Origin of the sequence: Exiguobacterium sp. s130 (genome assembly GCF_018619055.1) — a bacterium.
GTDB lineage: Bacteria > Bacillota > Bacilli > Exiguobacteriales > Exiguobacteriaceae > Exiguobacterium_A.
Genome location: NZ_JACSNI010000011.1, coordinates 1 through 18,685 on the forward strand (window position 1 = coordinate 1; position 18,685 = coordinate 18,685).

Consider the following 18,685-nt stretch of genomic DNA (forward strand, 5'->3'; position numbering starts at 1 on the left):
CCGAAAGTAGTTGGGGGCTTCCCCCTGTGAGGATAGGACGTTGCCAGGCACTTGACCGATCTGCAGATTGCAGGTCGGTCTTTTTGTGTAATCATTTTAGAGGAAAAGGAGTTTTTTCATGAAACACGAACTTCCTATTGTACATGCACTTCAACGTCACTTAGATCGAACGCCCATCTCATGGCATGTTCCTGGTCATAAGAATGGAACATTGACACCTCTTCCTGACTTCTTTAAATGGGACGTCACAGAATTACCTGGTCTAGATGATTTTCATCATCCGGAAGAGGCCATTGCAGACGCGATAGCTTTGTTGCAAAAAGTCTACGGTGCAAAAGCGAGTCATTTCCTTGTGAATGGTTCGACCGTTGGGAACTGGGCGATGCTTGCCGCTACAGCAACAAGAGGAGATCGTGTTTATGTACAGCGTAATTCCCATAAATCGGTGTTCAATGCGTTAGAATGGCTTGGGATCGAACCGATCTTTCTTGAACCAGACATCCATGAGGAAACGGGAATCAGTGGACATGTTTCACGTGAAACATTAAAGGAAGCGTTTACGAAATACCCAGGAGGAGTCGGGGTGTTTATCACTTCACCGACCTATTACGGGGAAGCAGCTGATATCACGTCACTCGTTCAGCTCACAGCGTCGCACGGGCTCCCTTTATTAGTGGATGAAGCACATGGTGCACACTTCGGTAAAGCATTTGGTGTTCGTTCTGCATTTGAATTAGGAGCAACCGCTGTTGTCCAGTCTGCCCATAAAACGCTTCCTGCACTGACGATGGGAGCATGGATGCACGAGCGATTTTCGGAAAAGATGAGAAGAAAGTTACAGCGAGCGCTCCAAGCGTTTCAAACCTCAAGTCCTTCGTATTTGTTAATGGCTTCATTAGACTATGCCCGTTCCTATCGTGAACAATGGACAGTTGAAGGTATGTCAGATATTCAGGTTAGTCACGATGCGTTTATCGAATCACTTCAACGGTTTGATCATATGACCGTCCTTCGCTTCGATGATTGGTCACGGATGACATTAACGTATGAGGGATATTCAGGAGATGCGTTGTTGCACGCGTTACGAGCTGTTCAGCTCGATGCGGAATTTGCTCTAGGAGATCACGTCGTCTGTATTTTGCCACTTCGTCCGCTAGCAAAGTCTGAGCAGGATGACTGGGTCCATCGTGTCGAACGCGCCATTCAAATGATGAAATCAGAAGGAATTCCTTTGAAAAGGTATATCGAGCAACCAATTATGGGTAAAATACAGGTATCTGCTTTAGCTTGTTCTTATGAACAGTTAGAACAAGCAACAGGTATGTTCCGTCAGTTGGATGGGTGTATCGGTCATGTTTCACTTGAAACCATTATTCCGTACCCGCCAGGCATCCCGTTGATCGTCAGAGGCGAACGCATTACGGCGGAACAGGTACTACGTTTACGACATTATCAAACCGTAGCCGTTCATTTGCAAGGGGGCGAACAATTGCAACAAGGAGCGTTACGCGTCATAGAGGAAGGGTTTGAAAGATGAAAGGTACGTTCATTACTGTCGAAGGACCGGATGGTGCCGGGAAAACGACACAACTACAATTGCTTAATGATGTGTTAAAAGAAAAGGGCTATAATGTCATGATGACCCGTGAGCCAGGTGGCACACGCGTTGGGAACGAAATTCGTTCATTGATTTTAAATCCTGATTTTGAAGAAATGAAAGAGATGACGGAAATTCTGCTGTATGCAGCGTCTCGTGCCCAGCATGTCGAAGAATTGATTCGACCGGCGTTAGAGGCAGGCACAATCATCTTATGTGACCGATTCGTTGATGCCTCACTTGCCTATCAAGGATATGGGCTTGGACATCCGATTGATCTCGTGCGTCAAATCAATGATTCTGCAACAGGTGGATTAGCGCCAGACCGGACGTATTTATTTGATTTAACGGTAACGGATTCTAAAAAACGAATGATGGACCGGGGAGCACTTGATCGAATCGAGCAGCGAGATGATGCGTTTCGTGCCCGCGTCTATGAAGGTTTCCAACAGATTGCAGCATCGGATCCAGAACGGGTGCAGATCGTACAAGCCAATCGATCGATTGAAGTGATTCATCAGGACTTAGTGGAAGATGTCATTACCTATTTAGAAGAAAAGGAGAGATTCTCATGAAAATGGTCATTACGATTATTCAAGATAAAGACAGCTTACGTTTGGCGGAAGCGCTTGTCGAGCATGATTTCCGAGCAACGAAACTAGCGACGACAGGTGGTTTTCTTAAAGAGGGAAACACGACGTTCATGATTGGTGTACAGAGTGAGCGTCTCGATGATCTGTTACGATTGATCAAAAAGAATTGTTCGAGTCGTGAACAGATGGTCTCTCCAATCTCACCAATGGGTGGTCATGCCGATTCTTATATCCCGTACCCTGTTGAAGTCCAGGTAGGCGGGGCAACGGTTTTCGTCTTGCCAATTGAAGGGTTTCACCAATTCTAATGCAGACGTTTCATGAACTGGAACAGACACAATCGGTCATTTCGACGATTCTTCAAAATTCGTTACGAAACGATCGAATCAATCACGCTTATATCTTCACTGGAGACTATGAGCCGCTTCTACTTGAAGCGGCTCACTTGTTCGCGAAAAGCCTTTTTTGTGAGGCCCCGGTCGATGTGGAGCCATGTGGTGTCTGTCGTAGCTGTCGGCGGATGGAAAGTGGTAACTTGGTCGATTATTATGAAATCGAACCAGATGGCGCGACCATCAAAAAAGAACAGATTCAACAATTGATGCATGATCTCTCACTCCGAGGACTTGAAGGCGATCGTCAGATTTATGTCATTACACAGTCCCATAAGATGACTCCCCAAGCAGCGAACAGTTTGCTGAAGTTCTTTGAGGAACCAGGAGAAGGAAAAGTGGCCTTATTGTTGACGAATCAACCTCAACTCCTTTTACCTACGATTCGATCGCGGGGACAGTTATTAAGTTTTCGTCCAGCGGATCGTCAAATGATTGGCGAGGTTTTATCTGAAAAAACGGGACGGGACCACGAGTTGACGCAACTGGCAGCGCGTGTCTATCCAAAAGTCGAGGATGCAGAAGAAGCATTACTCGAAGACTGGTTTGTAAATGCGCGAGCGTCAGTGTTACAATTGATGGAGGAATTAGCGAATCGTCCGGCTGATTTACCACTGTTCGTACAAGAGAAATGGATGGGACAATTCAAGAACCGTCAGGATGTCCGAATTGGTCTTGAACTCGTCACTTGTTTCTTCGAGGATGTCTTACGCCTGAAACTGAATCCGGCGTGGGAAGGTATGACCTATACGAATAGTAAACCCCAACTTGAACAGATGGGGTCCAAGAGCCAGACGACGATCACCCGCTGGTTACAAGCTGTGCTTGCCGCAGTCCGACGGGTCGAAGCGAATGTTAATCCCCAATTAACAGTTGAGCGTCTCATGTTTGACTTACAGAAAGGGTAGAGCGACATGCTAGAAGTAGTAGGCGTTCGCTTTAAAGAAGCGGGCAAAATTTATTATTTTGCACCTGGACAAGAGTCATTATCACGAGGACAAGCAGTCATCGTTGAGACGGTACGGGGCATTGAATATGGCGAAGTGGTCATCGCCGATAAACAAATGGACGAAGAAGATGTGGTGTTGCCACTGAAATCCATTCTTCGAATTGCTGACGATAAAGATGCAATGATCGTCCGCGAAAATAAAGTCGCAGCGCTTGATGCGCATGCGGTATGTGTCGAAAAAATCCGTGAACATAAACTCGATATGAAATTGGTCGATGTCGAGTACACGTTTGACCGCAATAAGGTCATCTTCTACTTCACGGCAGAAGGACGTGTTGACTTCCGTGAGCTCGTCAAAGATTTAGCGGCTGTTTTCCGGACACGCATCGAACTCCGTCAAATCGGTGTTCGAGATGAAGCGAAGTTACTTGGAGGCATTGGTCCATGTGGTCGTGTCTTATGTTGTTCATCTTTCCTTGGTGAGTTCGAACCGGTCTCGATCAAGATGGCAAAAGATCAAAACCTGTCGTTGAATCCGACGAAGATTTCAGGGGTGTGTGGTCGTTTAATGTGCTGTCTAAAATATGAGAACGATACGTATGAAGAGATGCGCCGTGACTTGCCGGACTATGGAAAACGTTTGACGGTACCTGAAGGCGAAGGACGCGTCGTTGGCTTGAACATCCTCGATCAAGTCGTTCAAATTGAACTGAAGGATCGTTCCCGCGTCTTGACGTATTCGATGGAAGAACTATTATCCGTTGGTGCCGTAAAACCAAAACGACCAAAAGAATAACGGGGTGCATACGCGTGGAGAGAGTCGATAAAAAAGAAATCATTACGCGTGTCGATGCGATTGAGCAACAGATTCATTTGCTAACTGAGCATCTGAGCGTGTTAAAGGATCAGCTGGCTTACATGATGGAAGAGAACCAACATCTGTATCTGGAGAATCATCATCTTCGGGAAAAAGTCGAACGCGATGAACAACAGCCGGTCACGGAAGCGGAAGAAGCGGAAGCAGGCGTTGGTGCGGGCTATGACAATCTCGGACGATTGTACCAGGAAGGGTTCCACATCTGTAACTTGCATTATGGACAAGTACGAAAAGACGGCGATTGTCTCTTCTGCTTATCCATGTTAACGAAACATTGAGAGGCTGACTTCTACATGAGTCAGTCTTTTTTTCGGAAAGGAAGGCACGACATGTTTGAACTATTACCAGACGAACGACTTGATTATCTCTTAGGACAAGAAGGGAAAATCATTCAAAGTCCATCCGTCTTCTCCTATTCACTCGATGCGGCATTGCTCGCACGATTTGCATGGGTTCCAATTCAACAGGGGCGGATTGCCGATCTTTGCTCTGGGAACGGTGCGATCCCACTCTTTTTATCCTACCGGACGAAAGGGCAAATCACGGGTCTTGAAATTCAGCCGCGACTAGCGGAGATGGCACGACGTAGCATTAACTTGAATGAACTGAACGACCAGATTGAGATGATTGATGGTGACGTCAAAGAGGCGGGGGCACGTCTTGGATACGGCATCTATGATGCTGTCACCTGTAATCCGCCTTATTTTTTAGCCAACGAGACATCAAACCAAAACCAAAGTGAACATTATACGATCGCAAGGCATGAAGTCCTCTGTACACTTGAAGACTGTATTCGTGGAGCATCTGATTTGTTAAAACAAGGCGGAAAGGCAGCGTTCGTCCATCGACCGGAACGACTGCTCGATATCGTCACTTTGATGCGAACATACCGCTTGGAACCGAAACGGATGCAGTTGATTTATCCGAAGGCAGGGAAGGAAGCGAACATGCTTTTGATCGAGGGGATCAAGGATGCAAAACCTGGACTGAAGGTTCTTTCCCCGTTCATCGTCTATGAAGCGGATAACTCGTATGCGGCTCAGATGAAGGAACTGTTCGATGTCTGAGCATGCAGTCTATATCGTTCGTTGCCAAGATGATACGTATTATACGGGTTACGCGGTAGACGTTACGCAACGCATCGCAACACATAATGCAGGCAAGGGGGCGAAGTATACACGTGCCCGTCTGCCGGTCGTCCTCGTTCATGAGGAAATTTTCGCGACAAAATCAGAAGCGATGAAGCGGGAATACGCGATTAAACAATTGACACGTTCACAGAAAGAGCGTTTGATTCAAGGAGGAACCTCATGAAAGCGACAAGTAGCTATCAACAGCAAGGAGCCGGTCTCTATATCGTCCCGACACCAATCGGCAATTTAGAAGACATGACCTATCGAGCCGTCCGGATCTTACAGGAATCTGATATCGTCGCAGCAGAAGATACCCGGCAGACGATGAAACTGTTTCGGCATTTTTCGATTGAGACAAAGCTAGTCAGTTACCATGAACATAATAAACAAACAAGTGGCGAACGACTACTCGCTGATTTAGAGGCGGGAAAGCAAATTGCCCTCGTCTCCGACGCCGGGATGCCCGGTATTTCGGACCCGGGAAGCGATTTGATCCGCCAAGCAATCGCAGCAGATATTCCTGTCATCGTTCTTCCGGGTGCGAACGCTGCATTGACAGCCCTTGTCGCGTCCGGTCTGTCGACAGAACGCTTTTTGTATTATGGTTTTTTGCCACGAAAGAAAAAAGAACGCCGCGAAGCGTTAGAGCAATTGAAATACGAATCAGGAACACTCATCTTTTATGAAGCACCGCATCGATTAAAAGAGATGTTGCAAGGGATCGAAGAAGTACTTGGTGATCGCCAGGTGACGTTAGCCCGAGAACTAACGAAACGGTATGAAGAGTATATTCGTGGAAGTGTGAGTGAATTACGCGCTTGGGCAGCAGAAGACGTTCGAGGTGAGTTCGTCGTCCTTGTCGAAGGATCAAACGAAGAACGACCGGATGCCGTCATTCAAGACAGTGATCCCCTCGAGCAAATCCGTCGGTATATCGAAGAGGGCGAAAAACCGAATGCAGCGTTGAAGCGTGTCGCAAAAGAACGAGGACTGGATCGTCAGCAATTGTACCTCGCGTTTCACGAAGCAGATTAAAAAAAGAAGCCCCGTTAAGGAGCTTCCTTTTTTGTTTATTCGTTGCTTGCGTAATGACGATCGAGGAAATCTTTTAATTCAACGAGAACGCGTTGTGCGCCATCTGGTGAAAGAATCAATTTACCATCAGCCAATTTGAAGTTATCTTCTGATACTTCACCTGTCACTTGGCAAGTCATGTTTGGTTTATATTTTTTAAGGATGATCTGTTCGTTGTCGAAATAGATCTCGAGGGCATCCTTTTCTGCGATTTGAAGTGTACGGCGTAATTCGATTGGAATTACGACACGACCGAGCTCGTCTACTTTACGTACAATACCTGTTGATTTCATTTTGTTGTTCCTCCTTTGATGTCATGGATCTCTTTTTCTTTTGAAAAATCGTCAAAATTCGACATCGTTTCTATAGAATGTAGAATACTAGACTTTCCAAAAGTAGTCAACCAATCTGAATAGCTTGAAATCAAAATGTCATTTATTTCTCAAAAAACCCATATTTGAAACGATTTATTAATATATTTTCCCTTTTTAAAGGAAATGAAACTATAGAGTGTGTTTTTTTGTAATTTGATGTCTGATGTCAAAAAATGTTTCGATTCGACAAAAAGTGAATTTCGACATCAGTCCCGTAACAGCGTATAATAGCCTATAATGAAGATGGAAATAAGAGAACGGAGGAATAACATGGCAAAGACATTTTATATCACGACCCCGATTTATTATCCAAGTGCAAAACTACATATCGGTCACGCGTACACGACGGTGGCTGGAGATGCAATGGCACGGTACAAAAGACTTCAAGGATTCGACGTCCGGTATTTGACAGGTAGCGATGAGCACGGTCAAAAGATCCAGGAAAAAGCAGCAGAAGCAGGTATTTCGGAACAGGCATTCGTCGATGGTGTCGTCGAGCAGATTAAAGTCTTATGGGATCGTCTCGACATCTCGTACGATGATTATATCCGGACGACGGAACCACGTCACAAGAAAGTCGTCGAAAAAGTGTTCGAGACACTTCTTGAATCAGGCGATATCTACCTAGGTGAATACGAAGGTTGGTATTCGATTCCGGATGAGACGTACTATACGGAATCACAACTCGTTGACGGAAAGAGCCCCGATAGTGGACACCCAGTCGAACTCGTTCGCGAAGAATGTTACTTCTTCCGGATCAGCAAGTACGCGGACCGTCTACTTGAGTACTTTGAAGCGAATCCGTCATTCATCTTGCCAGAATCACGTAAACACGAAATGATCAATAACTTCATTAAACCAGGTCTTCAAGACTTAGCGGTCTCACGGACGACATTCAACTGGGGTGTACAAGTCCCGTCGAATCCGAAGCACGTCGTCTACGTCTGGATCGATGCGTTGACGAACTATATCTCGTCACTCGGTTATGGTACGGACGATCATGGTAATTTCGATAAGTACTGGCCAGCAGATGTTCATCTCGTCGGAAAAGAAATCGTTCGTTTCCACACGATCATTTGGCCGGCACTCTTGATGGCACTTGATCTCCCATTACCGAAGAAAGTCTTCGCACACGGTTGGTTGTTGATGAAAGACGGAAAAATGTCGAAATCAAAAGGGAACGTCGTTGATCCGATCCCATTGACGGATCGTTACGGTCTTGACGCCCTTCGTTATTACTTGTTACGCGAAGTTCCATTCGGTTCAGATGGTATGTTCACACCTGAAGCATTCGTTGAGCGGATGAACTACGATTTAGCAAACGACCTCGGGAACTTACTCAACCGAACGATCGCGATGGTCACGAAATACTTTGACGGTGAGATCCCAGCCTATACAGGCAATGTGACACCGTTTGATGCGACACTGTCAGATCTTGCAAGAGAAACGGTCACGAAAGTCGAAGCATCGATGGAACACATGGAATTCTCTGTCGTGCTATCGAACATTTGGCAATTGATCAGCCGTGCCAATAAATACATTGATGAGACACAACCATGGGTGCTTGCAAAAGACGAATCCAAAACGGCGGAACTCGGTTCGGTCATGGTGCATCTCGTCGGCGTCTTACGTCACGTGGCGATCATGTTGCAACCGTTCATGACGCGTTCACCAAAAGAGATCTTCGCGCAACTGGGTCTCTCTGGACAAGCGATGGACTGGGCAGCGCTCGAGAAATTCGCAGACATCGCACCAGGAACGAAAGTCGGTACAGCGACACCAATCTTCCCACGTCTCGACGTCAAAGAAGAAGTCGAAGCAATCGTCGACATGATGCGTCAAGCTTCTGCAGCACGTGTTGAGGAAGAAGAAGTTGAAGAAGAAGACGAAGATATTCGTCCAGAAACGACAATCGATGTCTTTGATCAGATCGAATTACGTGTCGGTGAAGTCGTGACGGCTGAAAAGATCAAAAAGGCGAAAAAACTATTGAAGCTACAAGTCGATATGGGCAAAGAAACACGCCAAATCGTCTCTGGTATCGCTCAGTGGTATGAGCCGGAAGATTTAGTCGGACGAAAAGTCATCGTCGTGGCGAACTTAAAACCGGTCACGTTACGTGGCGAACTCTCACAAGGAATGGTCCTTGCTGCTGAAAAAGCAGGAAAACTTGAACTAGCGACGGTCCCGTCAACGATGGCGAACGGCGCAAGCGTAAAATAAAACCGATGCCTGTGGACTTCATGTCACAGGCATTTTTTTAAAGAAGGAGTCGAACAGCTATGTTAATCGATACACACACTCACTTGAATGCAGACCAATTTGCGGACGACGTCCACGAGACGATCGAGCGGGCACGCGCGAACGGTGTCTCACCGATGATCGTCGTCGGATTTGATCATAAGACGATCGATCGTGCGATGGAACTCGTTGAAGCGTACGATGATCTTTATGCGGTCATCGGGTGGCATCCCGTCGACTCGATTGATTTTGATGAGGAAGCGTACCAAAAGGTCGAACGGTTGATGGATCACGAAAAAGTCGTTGCGCTCGGAGAAATCGGACTCGACTATCACTGGGACACGTCACCGAAAGATGTCCAGCAGGAAGCTTTCCGCAAACAGATCCGTCTCGCGAAGCAGAAAAAGAAACCAATCGTCATCCATAACCGGGAAGCGACAGAAGATACGTTACGGATCCTTGAAGAAGAGGATGCAAAAGAAGTCGGCGGGATTCTGCATAGCTACAGCATGAGTGCTGAATTATTACCACGTTGCCTAGCGATGAACTTCTACATTTCACTCGGAGGTCCCGTTACGTTCAAGAATGCGAAGATGCCGAAACGTGTCGCGCAGGAAGTCCCGCTCGATCGTCTACTCGTTGAGACGGATTGTCCGTACCTGACACCAACACCGCACCGCGGTAAACGCAACGAACCGGCTTACGTCCGATTCGTCGCCGAAGAGATCGCGCAGCTCCGTGGCATGATGTACGCTGACGTCGAAGCAGCGACGACGGAAAATGCAAAACGGGTCTTCCGTTTGCCATGATGCGTTCGTTAACGTTCATTACAATCGGGTGCAGCCTGCTACTTGCGGCAGCACTCGTCTATGGGATGATGGATCATCCACAAACCGTGACTGTCTTGATTGATGGTCAAGAACAGCAAATTGAAACGACAGCTGACTCTGTCTATGGAGCACTTGAAGAAGCCGGTATTACGACGCGTGACAATGATGTGATTGAACCAGCACTTAGTGCCGACCTGCCGAAAAAACGATTAATCGTCATTCAGCGGGCGAAAGAAATCACGCTGATCATGGGATATGGTGAGTCTCGTCGCGTTCGAACGCAAGCACGCCAAGTGAAGGATTTGCTGGCAGAACGCGGCATCAAGAAAGCCGACACGGATGATATCTATCCGTCCTCTGACGCTGTGTTGACGAACGGCATGACAGTTCGGTATCGGGAAGCTTTTCCCGTTGACCTCGTCGTCGGTGGAAAAGCCCGACAAATCTACACGTATGAGACGTCAGTTCGGGAATTGTTAGCACGGGAAGGAATCCGTCTGCAAAAGGAAGACCGGGTCGCTCCGGATCCTGATACCCGCGTGACGGAAGGGACGTTGATCACGGTCAACACGACACGTCGTGCGACGTTGACGCAAGAACAGCTCGTGCCGTTTGAGATTGAAGAAGTCAAGGATCCGACCTTACCGGAAGGCGAGCAACTGGTGACGGCATCAGGTCGTCCGGGTGTCCGAACGAAAAAGTATCAATTGACGTTAGCTGACGGTCTTAGTAAAGAGAAAAAACTGATTGATGACCAAGTGACACGGACGCCGATCAAACAAGTCGTTAAAGTCGGGACAAAACCGATTGAGACACCAATCGAAACGCCCGTCTTCAACGAAAAACAAGCGACCAATCCACTAACTGAAACACCGAAAGCCGATGCAGACCTTGATTTTTCGAGTGCGAAGAGTTTGATGGTCGAAGCGACGGCGTATACGAATGACCCAGCTTCGAACGGCAGTCGTTTGTACAACGGACGTGCCTTGACAGCGACCGGGTATGACGTGACCGATACGATCACCTATCAAGGTTTGCCGATTATCGCGGTTGATCCGAAGGTCATTCCGCTTGGTACGAAGGTCTACGTCGAAGGAGTGGGTCTTGCGATCGCTCTCGATACAGGTGGTGCCATTAAAGGCAATAAGATTGATATTTTAGTCGATGGCGAACAAAAAGCAAAGACGTTCGGTCGAAAACAACTACAAGTCTGGGTCATTCCTAGTGCAACGGAAGCGGACATGTGACGCTTCCTTGTTTTTTTCGTGGAAACAGGTACAATTACGAGAGTGTTTGAAGAAGGTGGAGAGATCATGCGGAAACGCTTAAAAGAAGTCATAGTCGTCGAAGGACGGGATGATACGACACGATTACAAGAAGTCTTTGATGTCGATACAATTGAAACGAACGGTTCAGCCGTTAATGAACAAACGATGCAACGCATCGAGAAGGCACTGGAACGACGCGGTGTCATCATCTTCACGGACCCTGATTTTCCAGGAGATCGTATCCGTGCCCGAATCAATGAACGCGTACCAGGCTGTAAACACGCCTATCTTCCGCGTGCTCAAGCAAAAGATAAACGAGGGAAAATCGGTGTGGAGCATGCCTCACCTGCCGCAATCGAAGAGGCGCTCGCTGCTGTCTATGAGACGGAAGAAGCACCGGTTGCCGAAGTGACACGTGAGATGATTCTAGCAGCCGATTTGATTGGTGGACCAGCAGCCTCGATCCGTCGTCGTCGTCTCGGTCAGATTCTTGCGATTGGTGAACCGAATGCAAAACAACTCGTCAAACGCGTCGCATCGATCCGAATCACGCGGGCGGAATGGGAAGCGGCATTGAAACAATTAGAGGAGGAAGAAGTTTGAAAGACATTGCTACATTGCACCGGACGAAGGAAATTTTAGCGAAACATGGCTTTTCGTTTAAAAAATCGTTGGGACAAAACTTTTTAATCGATTTAAACGTATTAGGAAACATCGTCGGGGCAGCTGGATTAACGCCTGAAAGCGGCGTACTCGAGATCGGACCAGGAATCGGCTCATTGACGGAACAATCGGCGAAACAGGCGAAAAAAGTCGTCGCTCTTGAAATCGATCAGCGGTTGCTACCGATTCTTGACGATACACTTTCACCATATCCCCATACGAAGGTCATTCACGGCGATGCTCTTGAACTTGATCTTTCGACGATCGTCGCAGAAGAGTTCACGCAAGAAGGCATCACTGACATTGCCGTCGTCGCGAACCTCCCATATTACGTCACGACACCGATCATCATGCGGATTCTCGAAGCGAAAGCACCGTTTCGGACGCTCGTCATGATGATTCAAAAGGAAGTCGCTGAACGAATCGGTGCAAAACCGGGCACGAAAGCATACGGTTCTCTATCGATCGCGATTCAGTATTATGCGGAAGCTGAAGTCTGCTTCACGGTTCCAAAACAAGTCTTTATTCCGGCACCAAATGTCGATTCAGCAGTCATCCGTTTGAACATTCGAAAAGAGCCGGCGGTACTGACACAGGATGAGGCATTATTCTTCGAAATCGTCCGAGCAAGTTTTGCACAACGCCGGAAAACGATTTTGAACAACTTGACGACACACTTCGGGAAAACGGAAAAGGCGGCGGTCGAAGCGGCATTGTTGGAAGCTGGAATCGAACCACGTCGTCGCGGAGAAACGCTCAGCCTGCAGGAATTCGCACAGTTAGCGGATGCACTTTTGCCAATTAAAAAACGTTGACGGATACGATTAGAACAGATATAATATTTCCCCTTTCTAATATTTATTTAATATGCTATAATAAATATTAGTGAGGTGAAGCGTATGCCAAAGACGTTGAACGAAATCAGACATGTTTTCGAAACACATGTTGGTGAAAGACTGACGCTAAAAGCAAGCGGCGGTCGTAAAAAGGTCGTAACCCGAATCGGAACGCTCGTTGAGACGTATCCTTCGGTGTTTGTAGTCAAGCTAGACGCAGAGCGCCACAATGTCGAGCGAGTTTCTTATAGCTACGCCGACGTGCTAACAGACTCCGTACAAATCGAATTTGCGAATTCGTAAACTTACCTTCCGAAGCGGACAAAATGTTCGCTTCTTTTTTTGTGGAAAGGTTGATACAATTCCTACAGGAAACGAACTAGAGGAGGAACGGCACGATGACGATTATTGTAAAGGCTCCGGCCAAGATCAACCTAGTCCTAGATGCGACGGCAAAGCGCCCGGACGGCTATCACGATGTACATATGGTGATGACGACAGTCGATTTGGCAGACCGTCTAGAATTGACGGAGCTGCCGTCAGGAGAAATTCGAATGAATGCCCAGCACGCTTACGTTCCGAACGACGAACGTAATCTTGCGTATAAAGCAGCAGCGATCTTAAAAGAAAAATACGACGTCAAGACAGGAGTAGAGATCTTCTTAGAGAAACACATTCCAGTTGCAGCCGGACTCGCTGGTGGATCCAGTGACGCGGCAGCGACGTTACGCGGATTAAATGAGTTGTGGCAACTCGGTTTGACGCTTGAAGAGTTGGCGGAAGTCGGCGCAGCAGTAGGCTCTGACGTCCCGTTTTGTGTCATGGGTGGAACAGCGATTGCAACGGGTCGCGGAGAGAAGCTAGAAAAACTTGTCTCACCACCCCCATGCTGGGTTGTTCTTGCCAAGCCGACGATCGGTGTTTCAACAGCTGACGTCTATGGTGCCCTCGACTTGAACACGGCAAAACGTCCGAACGTCGAAGCAATGATTGATGCGGTGAAGGCGCAAGATTTCCAAGCCATCTGCCAATCACTCGGTAATGTACTCGAAGCGGTCACGTTGCCGATGCACCCAGAAGTCGAGCAAATTAAGGAATTCATGGCAAGTTGTGGCGCAGAAGGCGTCTTAATGAGCGGAAGTGGTCCGACGGTCTTTGCTCTAACGGAGCATGAAAATCGGGCACAGCGTCTCTATAATGGATTACGCGGCTTTTGTAACGAAGTCTACGTCGTTCGTCTTTTAGGCGAAAACCATTGATAATATCCGTATGAAAATGATATATTCACTATTGAATATTCGGAATTACGGAGAGGTGGAACGAAACAAATGAAAATTCGGAGAAGTGGTCGATTGGTCGACATGACGCGGTACTTGCTTGACCATCCCCATCATCTCGTCTCATTGACGATTTTTGCAGAACGTTATAAATCGGCGAAATCGTCGATCAGTGAAGATTTAGATATCGTCAGCGAGATGTTAGAACATGAGGGAACAGGTCGTCTCGTTACAGTACCTGGTGCTGCGGGTGGCGTCATGTTCATTCCGACGTGGAGCAGTAAGAAGGCGTTACCGTTCATCGATGATCTATGTGAACGTGTCGCTCGTCCAGACCGACTGTTACCGGGGGGATACCTTTATTTGACGGACTTACTTGGAGATCCGAAGATGGTCAAACAAATGGGACAAGTGTTTGCATCTGTCTTTAGCCAAAAGAAAGTCGATGTCGTCATGACGATCGCAACGAAGGGGATTCCACTTGCTTATGCAGTCGCTGAGCAACTTGGTGTACCGTTCGTCATCGTGCGTTCAGATAGTCGCGTTACGGAAGGATCAACGGTCAGCATCAACTATGTCTCGGGTTCTTCAAAAGCGATCCGGACGATGGCACTCGCGCGTCGAAGCTTACCACGTGGAGCGAATGTCTTATTGATTGATGACTTCATGAAAGCCGGCGGAACGATTCGCGGAATGATGAGTCTCTTAAGCGAGTTTGAAGCAAAGGTCGCAGGTGTTGGTGTTTTAATCGAGGCAGAGGGTGCTGAGAAGAAGATGGTCAACGAATACGTCAGCTTAATGAAATTAGCGGACGTCGACGTCGATCTTGGTCAAATCCAAGTTAAGCGTGGAAACGTCGACCACTATTTCTCAGAAGCTGAGACTACCTGAAATTGACAGCCGCATGGATTGTAACTATACTGTAATTATCAAACTTTTGGAAATTATGCGTAAAAAGATTGGGAAAGACTAAACCTTTGTTTGTTTTAAGCCGTAAGTAGAAGTAGACAACGAAGAGTTGTGACAACGGTTAAAGGGGTGCGGACAAAATGAACGTTACGAACGTTAAAATTCGTCGCGTCGTAGCAGAGGGTCGAATGAAAGCACTTGCCTCTATTACGCTCGACCACGAATTCGTGGTACATGATTTGCGTGTCATCGAAGGGAACAGTGGTCTCTTCGTCGCCATGCCAAGCAAACGAACGCAAGAAGGTATCTTCCGGGATGTCGCTCATCCAATCAATGCATTAATGCGAAAAAAGGTCGAAGATTCAGTACTCGAAGCCTATGCGGCACGTGAGGATCAAGAAGAAGGCATCGGTTACGAAGTCTCTTCTGCCCAAACGGCAGATCAAGCATAAGAAAAAGACAGGTTTTCTCTTCTTGGGAAAACCTGTCTTTTTTCTCGATTTTTCATCGATTCTGCTTCGACCCATCATTGAATAACGATGCTATTTTCGTTATAGTTGGAACGAGTGTACTATTTCAGAACGAAATCAACACTAATTTACGTGGAGGAGCGACAAGGATGAATCATTTCGCGGTAATTCTAGCAGCGGGTAAAGGAACTCGGATGAAATCGAAGCTTTACAAAGTACTTCACCCAGTCGCTGGGAAACCTATGGTACAGCACGTCGTCGATCAATTAGCGACGCTCGGCGTCAAGCGACAGGTCGTCATCGTCGGTCACGGTGCGGAATCCGTCAAAGAAGTGCTTGGCACATCGGTGGAATACGCACTTCAAAGTGAGCAGCTTGGCACAGGACATGCTGTTCAAATGGCAGAACCCGTACTCGGGAACGAACAGGGAGCAACGCTCGTCGTCTGTGGCGATACACCACTCTTGACGAGTGACACACTGGCTTCATTGTTACAACATCATGCGGAGACAAACGCAAAAGTGACCGTCTTGACGGCACTCGCTGACGATCCGACAGGTTACGGACGTATCGTTCGTAGCGAAGACGGAAACGTCTCGAAAATCGTCGAGCATAAGGATGCGAATGCAGAAGAGCTCGCGATTCGTGAAATCAATACCGGTACGTATGTATTCGATAATGAGATGTTGTTCGCGACGCTGAAGCAGGTTAAGAACGATAATGCGCAAGGTGAGTATTACTTACCAGACGTGATTGAGATTGCAAAGGCAGCAGGCGAGACGATCGCAGCGTATGCGGCACCTACGTTCGAAGAGACGATTGGTGTCAATGACCGCGTCGCACTTGCACAAGCAGAAACGTCGATGCGCAAGCGAACGAATGAGTACTGGATGCGTCAAGGTGTCACGTTCGTTGATCCGTCTTCGACGTACATCGGACCTGACGTCACGATTGGTTCAGATACTGTTCTCTACCCTGGTACGCAGTTGCTCGGTCAGACGGTCATTGGTTCAGAATGTACGATTGGTCCGAACTCGGATATCCGTAACAGTGAAGTGGCAGATGGCGCCATTGTTCGTCAATCCGTCGTCACGGATAGTAAGATTGGTCCAGCGGCACAAGTCGGTCCATTTGCGCATTTACGTCAACAAGCGGTTCTCGGTGCGAACACACGCGTCGGAAACTTCGTTGAGATCAAGAAATCAACATTTGGCGAAGGTAGTAAATCAGCCCACTTGAGCTATGTCGGAGATGCAACAATCGGAGAGAACGTCAACCTCGGTTGTGGATCGATCACGGTCAACTATGATGGAAAAAATAAATTCCAGACGATCATTGAGGACGATGCCTTCATCGGCTGTAACGTCAACTTGATTGCACCGGTCACGGTCGGCAAGAATGCCCTTGTTGCTGCCGGATCAACCGTCACAGACGATGTGCCGGAAAACGGTCTCGCGATCGCACGGGAACGTCAAACGACGAAACCCGATTATCGTTAATTCATTACTTGTCGCTCTACTCGTCTAAACCCAAACAAATGGAGGCCACCTACACATGTCTACTGTCTTAGAACATGAAATTCGTATTTTCGCACTCAACTCGAACAAACCACTGGCAGAGGAAATCGCTAAAGTCATCGGAATCCCGGTGAGCGAAAGTTCAGTCAAACACTTCAGTGATGGCGAAATTTCGATGAACATCGAAGAAAGTGTCCGAGGGGATGATATTTACATCGTTCAATCGACAAGCCAACCAGTCAACGAAAACCTGATGGAACTTCTCATCATGATCGATGCACTGAAACGGGCGTCTGCACGGACGATCAACGTCGTCATTCCGTATTACGGTTATGCGCGTCAAGATCGCAAAGCACGTTCACGTGAGCCAATCACGGCGAAACTCGTTGCGAACTTGCTTGAAGTAGCAGGGGCGACACGCGTCGTGACGATGGATCTCCATGCAGCACAAATCCAAGGGTTCTTCGATATTCCAGTAGATCAATTGATGGGTGTACCGCTTCTCGCTTCATACTTCGAGAAAAAGAACATCGATCCAAACGAACTCGTCATCGTTTCTCCAGACCATGGCGGTGTCACACGGGCACGTAAATTAGCAGAGCAATTAAAAGCACCAATCGCGATCATCGACAAACGCCGTCCGAAACCGAACGTCGCAGAAGTCATGAACATCGTTGGTCAAGTCGATGGCAAGATTGCCATCATCATCGATGACATCATCGATACAGCGGGTACGATCACACTTGCAGCGAACGCTTTGATCGAAAACGGAGCGAAACAAGTCTATGCATGTTGTACACACCCAGTTCTTTCAGGTCCGGCAATGGAACGGATCGAGAACTCAGCGATCGAAGAACTCGTTGTCTTGAACACGATCGATTTAACAAAACGCGAATGTGCAAGCAAAATCAAACAAATCTCTGTGGCACGCTTGCTTGCAGAAGCAATCATCCGTGTACACGAACAGAAATCAATCAGCCCGCTCTTCAGCTGATTGCTTGATGCATACGAACGATGTGGTCCGGTTTATTGAAATCGGACCCCTTGTTCGTTTACTTTTTTAAACAGAAATGAGGAATCGGTATGAAATGTATCGTCGGATTAGGGAATCCTGGCGCGAAGTATGCGAATACGCGCCACAACATCGGTTTTCTTGCGATCGATGCCTTAGCGGAGAAACACGGGATCACGCTTTCAGAATCGAAGTTTAAAGCCCTCTTCGGAACGGGAATGATAAATGGAGAACGTGTCGTGCTCGTCAAGCCATTGACGTATATGAATTTATCAGGTGAAGCGGTACGACCGTTACTTGATTTCTATAAGATCGCGGTCGAGGATGTGCTCGTCATCTATGATGATCTGGATTTACCACTTGAGAAATTGCGCTTGCGTTCGAAAGGCAGTGCAGGCGGTCATAACGGCGTCAAGTCGTTGATCCAGCACCTCGGTACGCAGGAAATCAAGCGTCTTAAACTCGGTGTTGGTCGACCACCGGCACCCATCCAAGTCATCGACTGGGTGTTAATGAATTTTTCGAAGGCGGAACAAGGAAGTCTGCAACACGTACTCAATGCGTCTGTCGATGTAGCGACGGACTTTATAGACACCCCGTTTCTCGCTTTGATGAATCGGTATAACTGAACGCAACGCTTTGGGGGTTCCAAAGCGTTTTTGCTGTCGTGTTT

22 protein-coding genes are annotated in these 18,685 nt (G+C 47.5%); 21 read left to right on the plus strand and 1 reads right to left on the minus strand.

Features of this window, described 5'->3' with window-relative positions; genetic code table 11:
* Positions 1-118 precede the first annotated feature (118 nt).
* Genes HZS85_RS16180 through rsmI form a run of 9 tightly spaced genes read left to right on the plus strand, consistent with a single transcriptional unit; the run spans position 119 to position 6,576 of the window.
* Positions 119-1,537, plus strand: a complete 1,419-nt coding sequence (locus HZS85_RS16180; protein ID WP_214856830.1) for an aminotransferase class I/II-fold pyridoxal phosphate-dependent enzyme — start codon at positions 119-121, stop codon at positions 1,535-1,537.
* Positions 1,534-2,172, plus strand: coding sequence for a dTMP kinase (tmk, locus tag HZS85_RS16185; RefSeq protein ID WP_214856831.1), 639 nt, complete (start codon positions 1,534-1,536; stop codon positions 2,170-2,172). Before HZS85_RS16180 ends, tmk begins: the two co-directional genes overlap by 4 nt.
* Entirely contained in the window at positions 2,169-2,498 is a 330-nt protein-coding gene (locus HZS85_RS16190; protein WP_214856832.1) for a cyclic-di-AMP receptor, read from the plus strand. The genes tmk and HZS85_RS16190 overlap by 4 nt, the downstream gene beginning before the upstream one ends.
* Complete coding sequence (locus HZS85_RS16195) at positions 2,498-3,490, plus strand: DNA polymerase (RefSeq protein ID WP_050677360.1); 993 nt, start codon at positions 2,498-2,500, stop codon at positions 3,488-3,490. The genes HZS85_RS16190 and HZS85_RS16195 overlap by 1 nt, the downstream gene beginning before the upstream one ends.
* Before the next feature lie 6 nt (positions 3,491-3,496).
* Positions 3,497-4,327 (plus strand): PSP1 domain-containing protein, encoded by an 831-nt coding sequence (locus HZS85_RS16200; RefSeq protein ID WP_029343044.1) that lies wholly within the window; start codon positions 3,497-3,499, stop codon positions 4,325-4,327.
* Between the two features lie 8 nt (positions 4,328-4,335).
* Positions 4,336-4,686, plus strand: a complete 351-nt coding sequence (gene yabA / locus HZS85_RS16205; RefSeq protein ID WP_119182633.1) for a DNA replication initiation control protein YabA — start codon at positions 4,336-4,338, stop codon at positions 4,684-4,686.
* A gap of 51 nt (positions 4,687-4,737) precedes the next feature.
* Positions 4,738-5,475, plus strand: coding sequence for a tRNA1(Val) (adenine(37)-N6)-methyltransferase (locus HZS85_RS16210; protein WP_056061982.1), 738 nt, complete (start codon positions 4,738-4,740; stop codon positions 5,473-5,475).
* On the plus strand, positions 5,468-5,722 hold the full coding sequence (locus tag HZS85_RS16215) for a GIY-YIG nuclease family protein (protein WP_035413209.1): 255 nt from the start codon (positions 5,468-5,470) through the stop codon (positions 5,720-5,722). The genes HZS85_RS16210 and HZS85_RS16215 overlap by 8 nt, the downstream gene beginning before the upstream one ends.
* Positions 5,719-6,576, plus strand: coding sequence for a 16S rRNA (cytidine(1402)-2'-O)-methyltransferase (gene rsmI, locus HZS85_RS16220; RefSeq protein WP_214856833.1), 858 nt, complete (start codon positions 5,719-5,721; stop codon positions 6,574-6,576). The genes HZS85_RS16215 and rsmI overlap by 4 nt, the downstream gene beginning before the upstream one ends.
* Positions 6,577-6,611: 35 nt before the next feature.
* Here rsmI and HZS85_RS16225 read toward each other — a convergent pair whose 3' ends face one another.
* Complete coding sequence (locus HZS85_RS16225; RefSeq protein WP_214856834.1) at positions 6,612-6,908, minus strand: transition state genes transcriptional regulator AbrB; 297 nt, start codon at positions 6,906-6,908, stop codon at positions 6,612-6,614.
* Positions 6,909-7,232: 324 nt separating this feature from the next.
* Here HZS85_RS16225 and metG point away from each other — a divergent pair, with 324 nt between their 5' ends.
* The 12 genes from metG (at position 7,233) to pth (ending at position 18,641) form a co-directional block, all read left to right on the plus strand.
* A complete protein-coding gene (gene metG / locus HZS85_RS16230; RefSeq protein ID WP_285801424.1) occupies positions 7,233-9,212 on the plus strand; it encodes a methionine--tRNA ligase in 1,980 nt (659 codons plus the stop codon).
* Between the two features lie 59 nt (positions 9,213-9,271).
* A complete protein-coding gene (locus tag HZS85_RS16235) occupies positions 9,272-10,039 on the plus strand; it encodes a TatD family hydrolase (protein WP_023466535.1) in 768 nt (255 codons plus the stop codon).
* Positions 10,036-11,307, plus strand: a complete 1,272-nt coding sequence (locus tag HZS85_RS16925) for a 3D domain-containing protein (RefSeq protein ID WP_214856837.1) — start codon at positions 10,036-10,038, stop codon at positions 11,305-11,307. Before HZS85_RS16235 ends, HZS85_RS16925 begins: the two co-directional genes overlap by 4 nt.
* A 66-nt stretch (positions 11,308-11,373) precedes the next feature.
* On the plus strand, positions 11,374-11,931 hold the full coding sequence (rnmV, locus tag HZS85_RS16245; RefSeq protein WP_023466539.1) for a ribonuclease M5: 558 nt from the start codon (positions 11,374-11,376) through the stop codon (positions 11,929-11,931).
* A complete protein-coding gene (gene rsmA, locus HZS85_RS16250) occupies positions 11,928-12,806 on the plus strand; it encodes a 16S rRNA (adenine(1518)-N(6)/adenine(1519)-N(6))-dimethyltransferase RsmA (RefSeq protein WP_214856838.1) in 879 nt (292 codons plus the stop codon). The genes rnmV and rsmA overlap by 4 nt, the downstream gene beginning before the upstream one ends.
* Before the next feature lie 84 nt (positions 12,807-12,890).
* Positions 12,891-13,130: a Veg family protein gene (locus tag HZS85_RS16255; RefSeq protein WP_012368950.1), complete on the plus strand. Its 240-nt coding sequence runs from the start codon at positions 12,891-12,893 to the stop codon at positions 13,128-13,130.
* A gap of 95 nt (positions 13,131-13,225) precedes the next feature.
* A complete protein-coding gene (gene ispE, locus HZS85_RS16260) occupies positions 13,226-14,086 on the plus strand; it encodes a 4-(cytidine 5'-diphospho)-2-C-methyl-D-erythritol kinase (protein ID WP_035413228.1) in 861 nt (286 codons plus the stop codon).
* Positions 14,087-14,155: 69 nt separating this feature from the next.
* Positions 14,156-14,995 (plus strand): pur operon repressor, encoded by an 840-nt coding sequence (purR, locus tag HZS85_RS16265; RefSeq protein WP_023466544.1) that lies wholly within the window; start codon positions 14,156-14,158, stop codon positions 14,993-14,995.
* A gap of 158 nt (positions 14,996-15,153) precedes the next feature.
* Positions 15,154-15,465 carry a septation regulator SpoVG gene (gene spoVG / locus HZS85_RS16270; RefSeq protein WP_214856839.1) on the plus strand — a complete coding sequence of 104 codons (312 nt, stop codon included), beginning with the start codon at positions 15,154-15,156 and terminating at the stop codon, positions 15,463-15,465.
* Between the two features lie 167 nt (positions 15,466-15,632).
* Positions 15,633-16,982: a bifunctional UDP-N-acetylglucosamine diphosphorylase/glucosamine-1-phosphate N-acetyltransferase GlmU gene (glmU, locus tag HZS85_RS16275; protein ID WP_214856840.1), complete on the plus strand. Its 1,350-nt coding sequence runs from the start codon at positions 15,633-15,635 to the stop codon at positions 16,980-16,982.
* Between the two features lie 55 nt (positions 16,983-17,037).
* Positions 17,038-17,994, plus strand: coding sequence for a ribose-phosphate diphosphokinase (locus HZS85_RS16280; RefSeq protein WP_214856841.1), 957 nt, complete (start codon positions 17,038-17,040; stop codon positions 17,992-17,994).
* An 89-nt stretch (positions 17,995-18,083) separates the two neighbouring features.
* Positions 18,084-18,641, plus strand: coding sequence for an aminoacyl-tRNA hydrolase (pth, locus tag HZS85_RS16285; RefSeq protein ID WP_035413235.1), 558 nt, complete (start codon positions 18,084-18,086; stop codon positions 18,639-18,641).
* Positions 18,642-18,685 lie beyond the last annotated feature (44 nt).

Excerpts from the sequence above, each read along its gene's own strand:
- HZS85_RS16180 (WP_214856830.1), top strand. The coding sequence starts at position 119 with ATGAAACACGAACTTCCTATTGTACATGCACTTCAACGTCACTTAGAT.
- tmk (WP_214856831.1), top strand. The coding sequence starts at position 1,534 with ATGAAAGGTACGTTCATTACTGTCGAAGGACCGGATGGTGCCGGGAAA.
- HZS85_RS16190 (WP_214856832.1), top strand. The coding sequence starts at position 2,169 with ATGAAAATGGTCATTACGATTATTCAAGATAAAGACAGCTTACGTTTG.
- HZS85_RS16195 (WP_050677360.1), top strand. The coding sequence starts at position 2,498 with ATGCAGACGTTTCATGAACTGGAACAGACACAATCGGTCATTTCGACG.
- HZS85_RS16200 (WP_029343044.1), top strand. The coding sequence starts at position 3,497 with ATGCTAGAAGTAGTAGGCGTTCGCTTTAAAGAAGCGGGCAAAATTTAT.
- HZS85_RS16210 (WP_056061982.1), top strand. The coding sequence starts at position 4,738 with ATGTTTGAACTATTACCAGACGAACGACTTGATTATCTCTTAGGACAA.
- HZS85_RS16215 (WP_035413209.1), top strand. The coding sequence starts at position 5,468 with ATGTCTGAGCATGCAGTCTATATCGTTCGTTGCCAAGATGATACGTAT.
- rsmI (WP_214856833.1), top strand. The coding sequence starts at position 5,719 with ATGAAAGCGACAAGTAGCTATCAACAGCAAGGAGCCGGTCTCTATATC.
- HZS85_RS16225 (WP_214856834.1), bottom strand. The coding sequence starts at position 6,908 with ATGAAATCAACAGGTATTGTACGTAAAGTAGACGAGCTCGGTCGTGTC.
- metG (WP_285801424.1), top strand. The coding sequence starts at position 7,233 with ATGGAAATAAGAGAACGGAGGAATAACATGGCAAAGACATTTTATATC.
- HZS85_RS16235 (WP_023466535.1), top strand. The coding sequence starts at position 9,272 with ATGTTAATCGATACACACACTCACTTGAATGCAGACCAATTTGCGGAC.
- HZS85_RS16925 (WP_214856837.1), top strand. The coding sequence starts at position 10,036 with ATGATGCGTTCGTTAACGTTCATTACAATCGGGTGCAGCCTGCTACTT.
- rnmV (WP_023466539.1), top strand. The coding sequence starts at position 11,374 with ATGCGGAAACGCTTAAAAGAAGTCATAGTCGTCGAAGGACGGGATGAT.
- HZS85_RS16255 (WP_012368950.1), top strand. The coding sequence starts at position 12,891 with ATGCCAAAGACGTTGAACGAAATCAGACATGTTTTCGAAACACATGTT.
- ispE (WP_035413228.1), top strand. The coding sequence starts at position 13,226 with ATGACGATTATTGTAAAGGCTCCGGCCAAGATCAACCTAGTCCTAGAT.
- purR (WP_023466544.1), top strand. The coding sequence starts at position 14,156 with ATGAAAATTCGGAGAAGTGGTCGATTGGTCGACATGACGCGGTACTTG.
- spoVG (WP_214856839.1), top strand. The coding sequence starts at position 15,154 with ATGAACGTTACGAACGTTAAAATTCGTCGCGTCGTAGCAGAGGGTCGA.
- glmU (WP_214856840.1), top strand. The coding sequence starts at position 15,633 with ATGAATCATTTCGCGGTAATTCTAGCAGCGGGTAAAGGAACTCGGATG.
- HZS85_RS16280 (WP_214856841.1), top strand. The coding sequence starts at position 17,038 with ATGTCTACTGTCTTAGAACATGAAATTCGTATTTTCGCACTCAACTCG.
- pth (WP_035413235.1), top strand. The coding sequence starts at position 18,084 with ATGAAATGTATCGTCGGATTAGGGAATCCTGGCGCGAAGTATGCGAAT.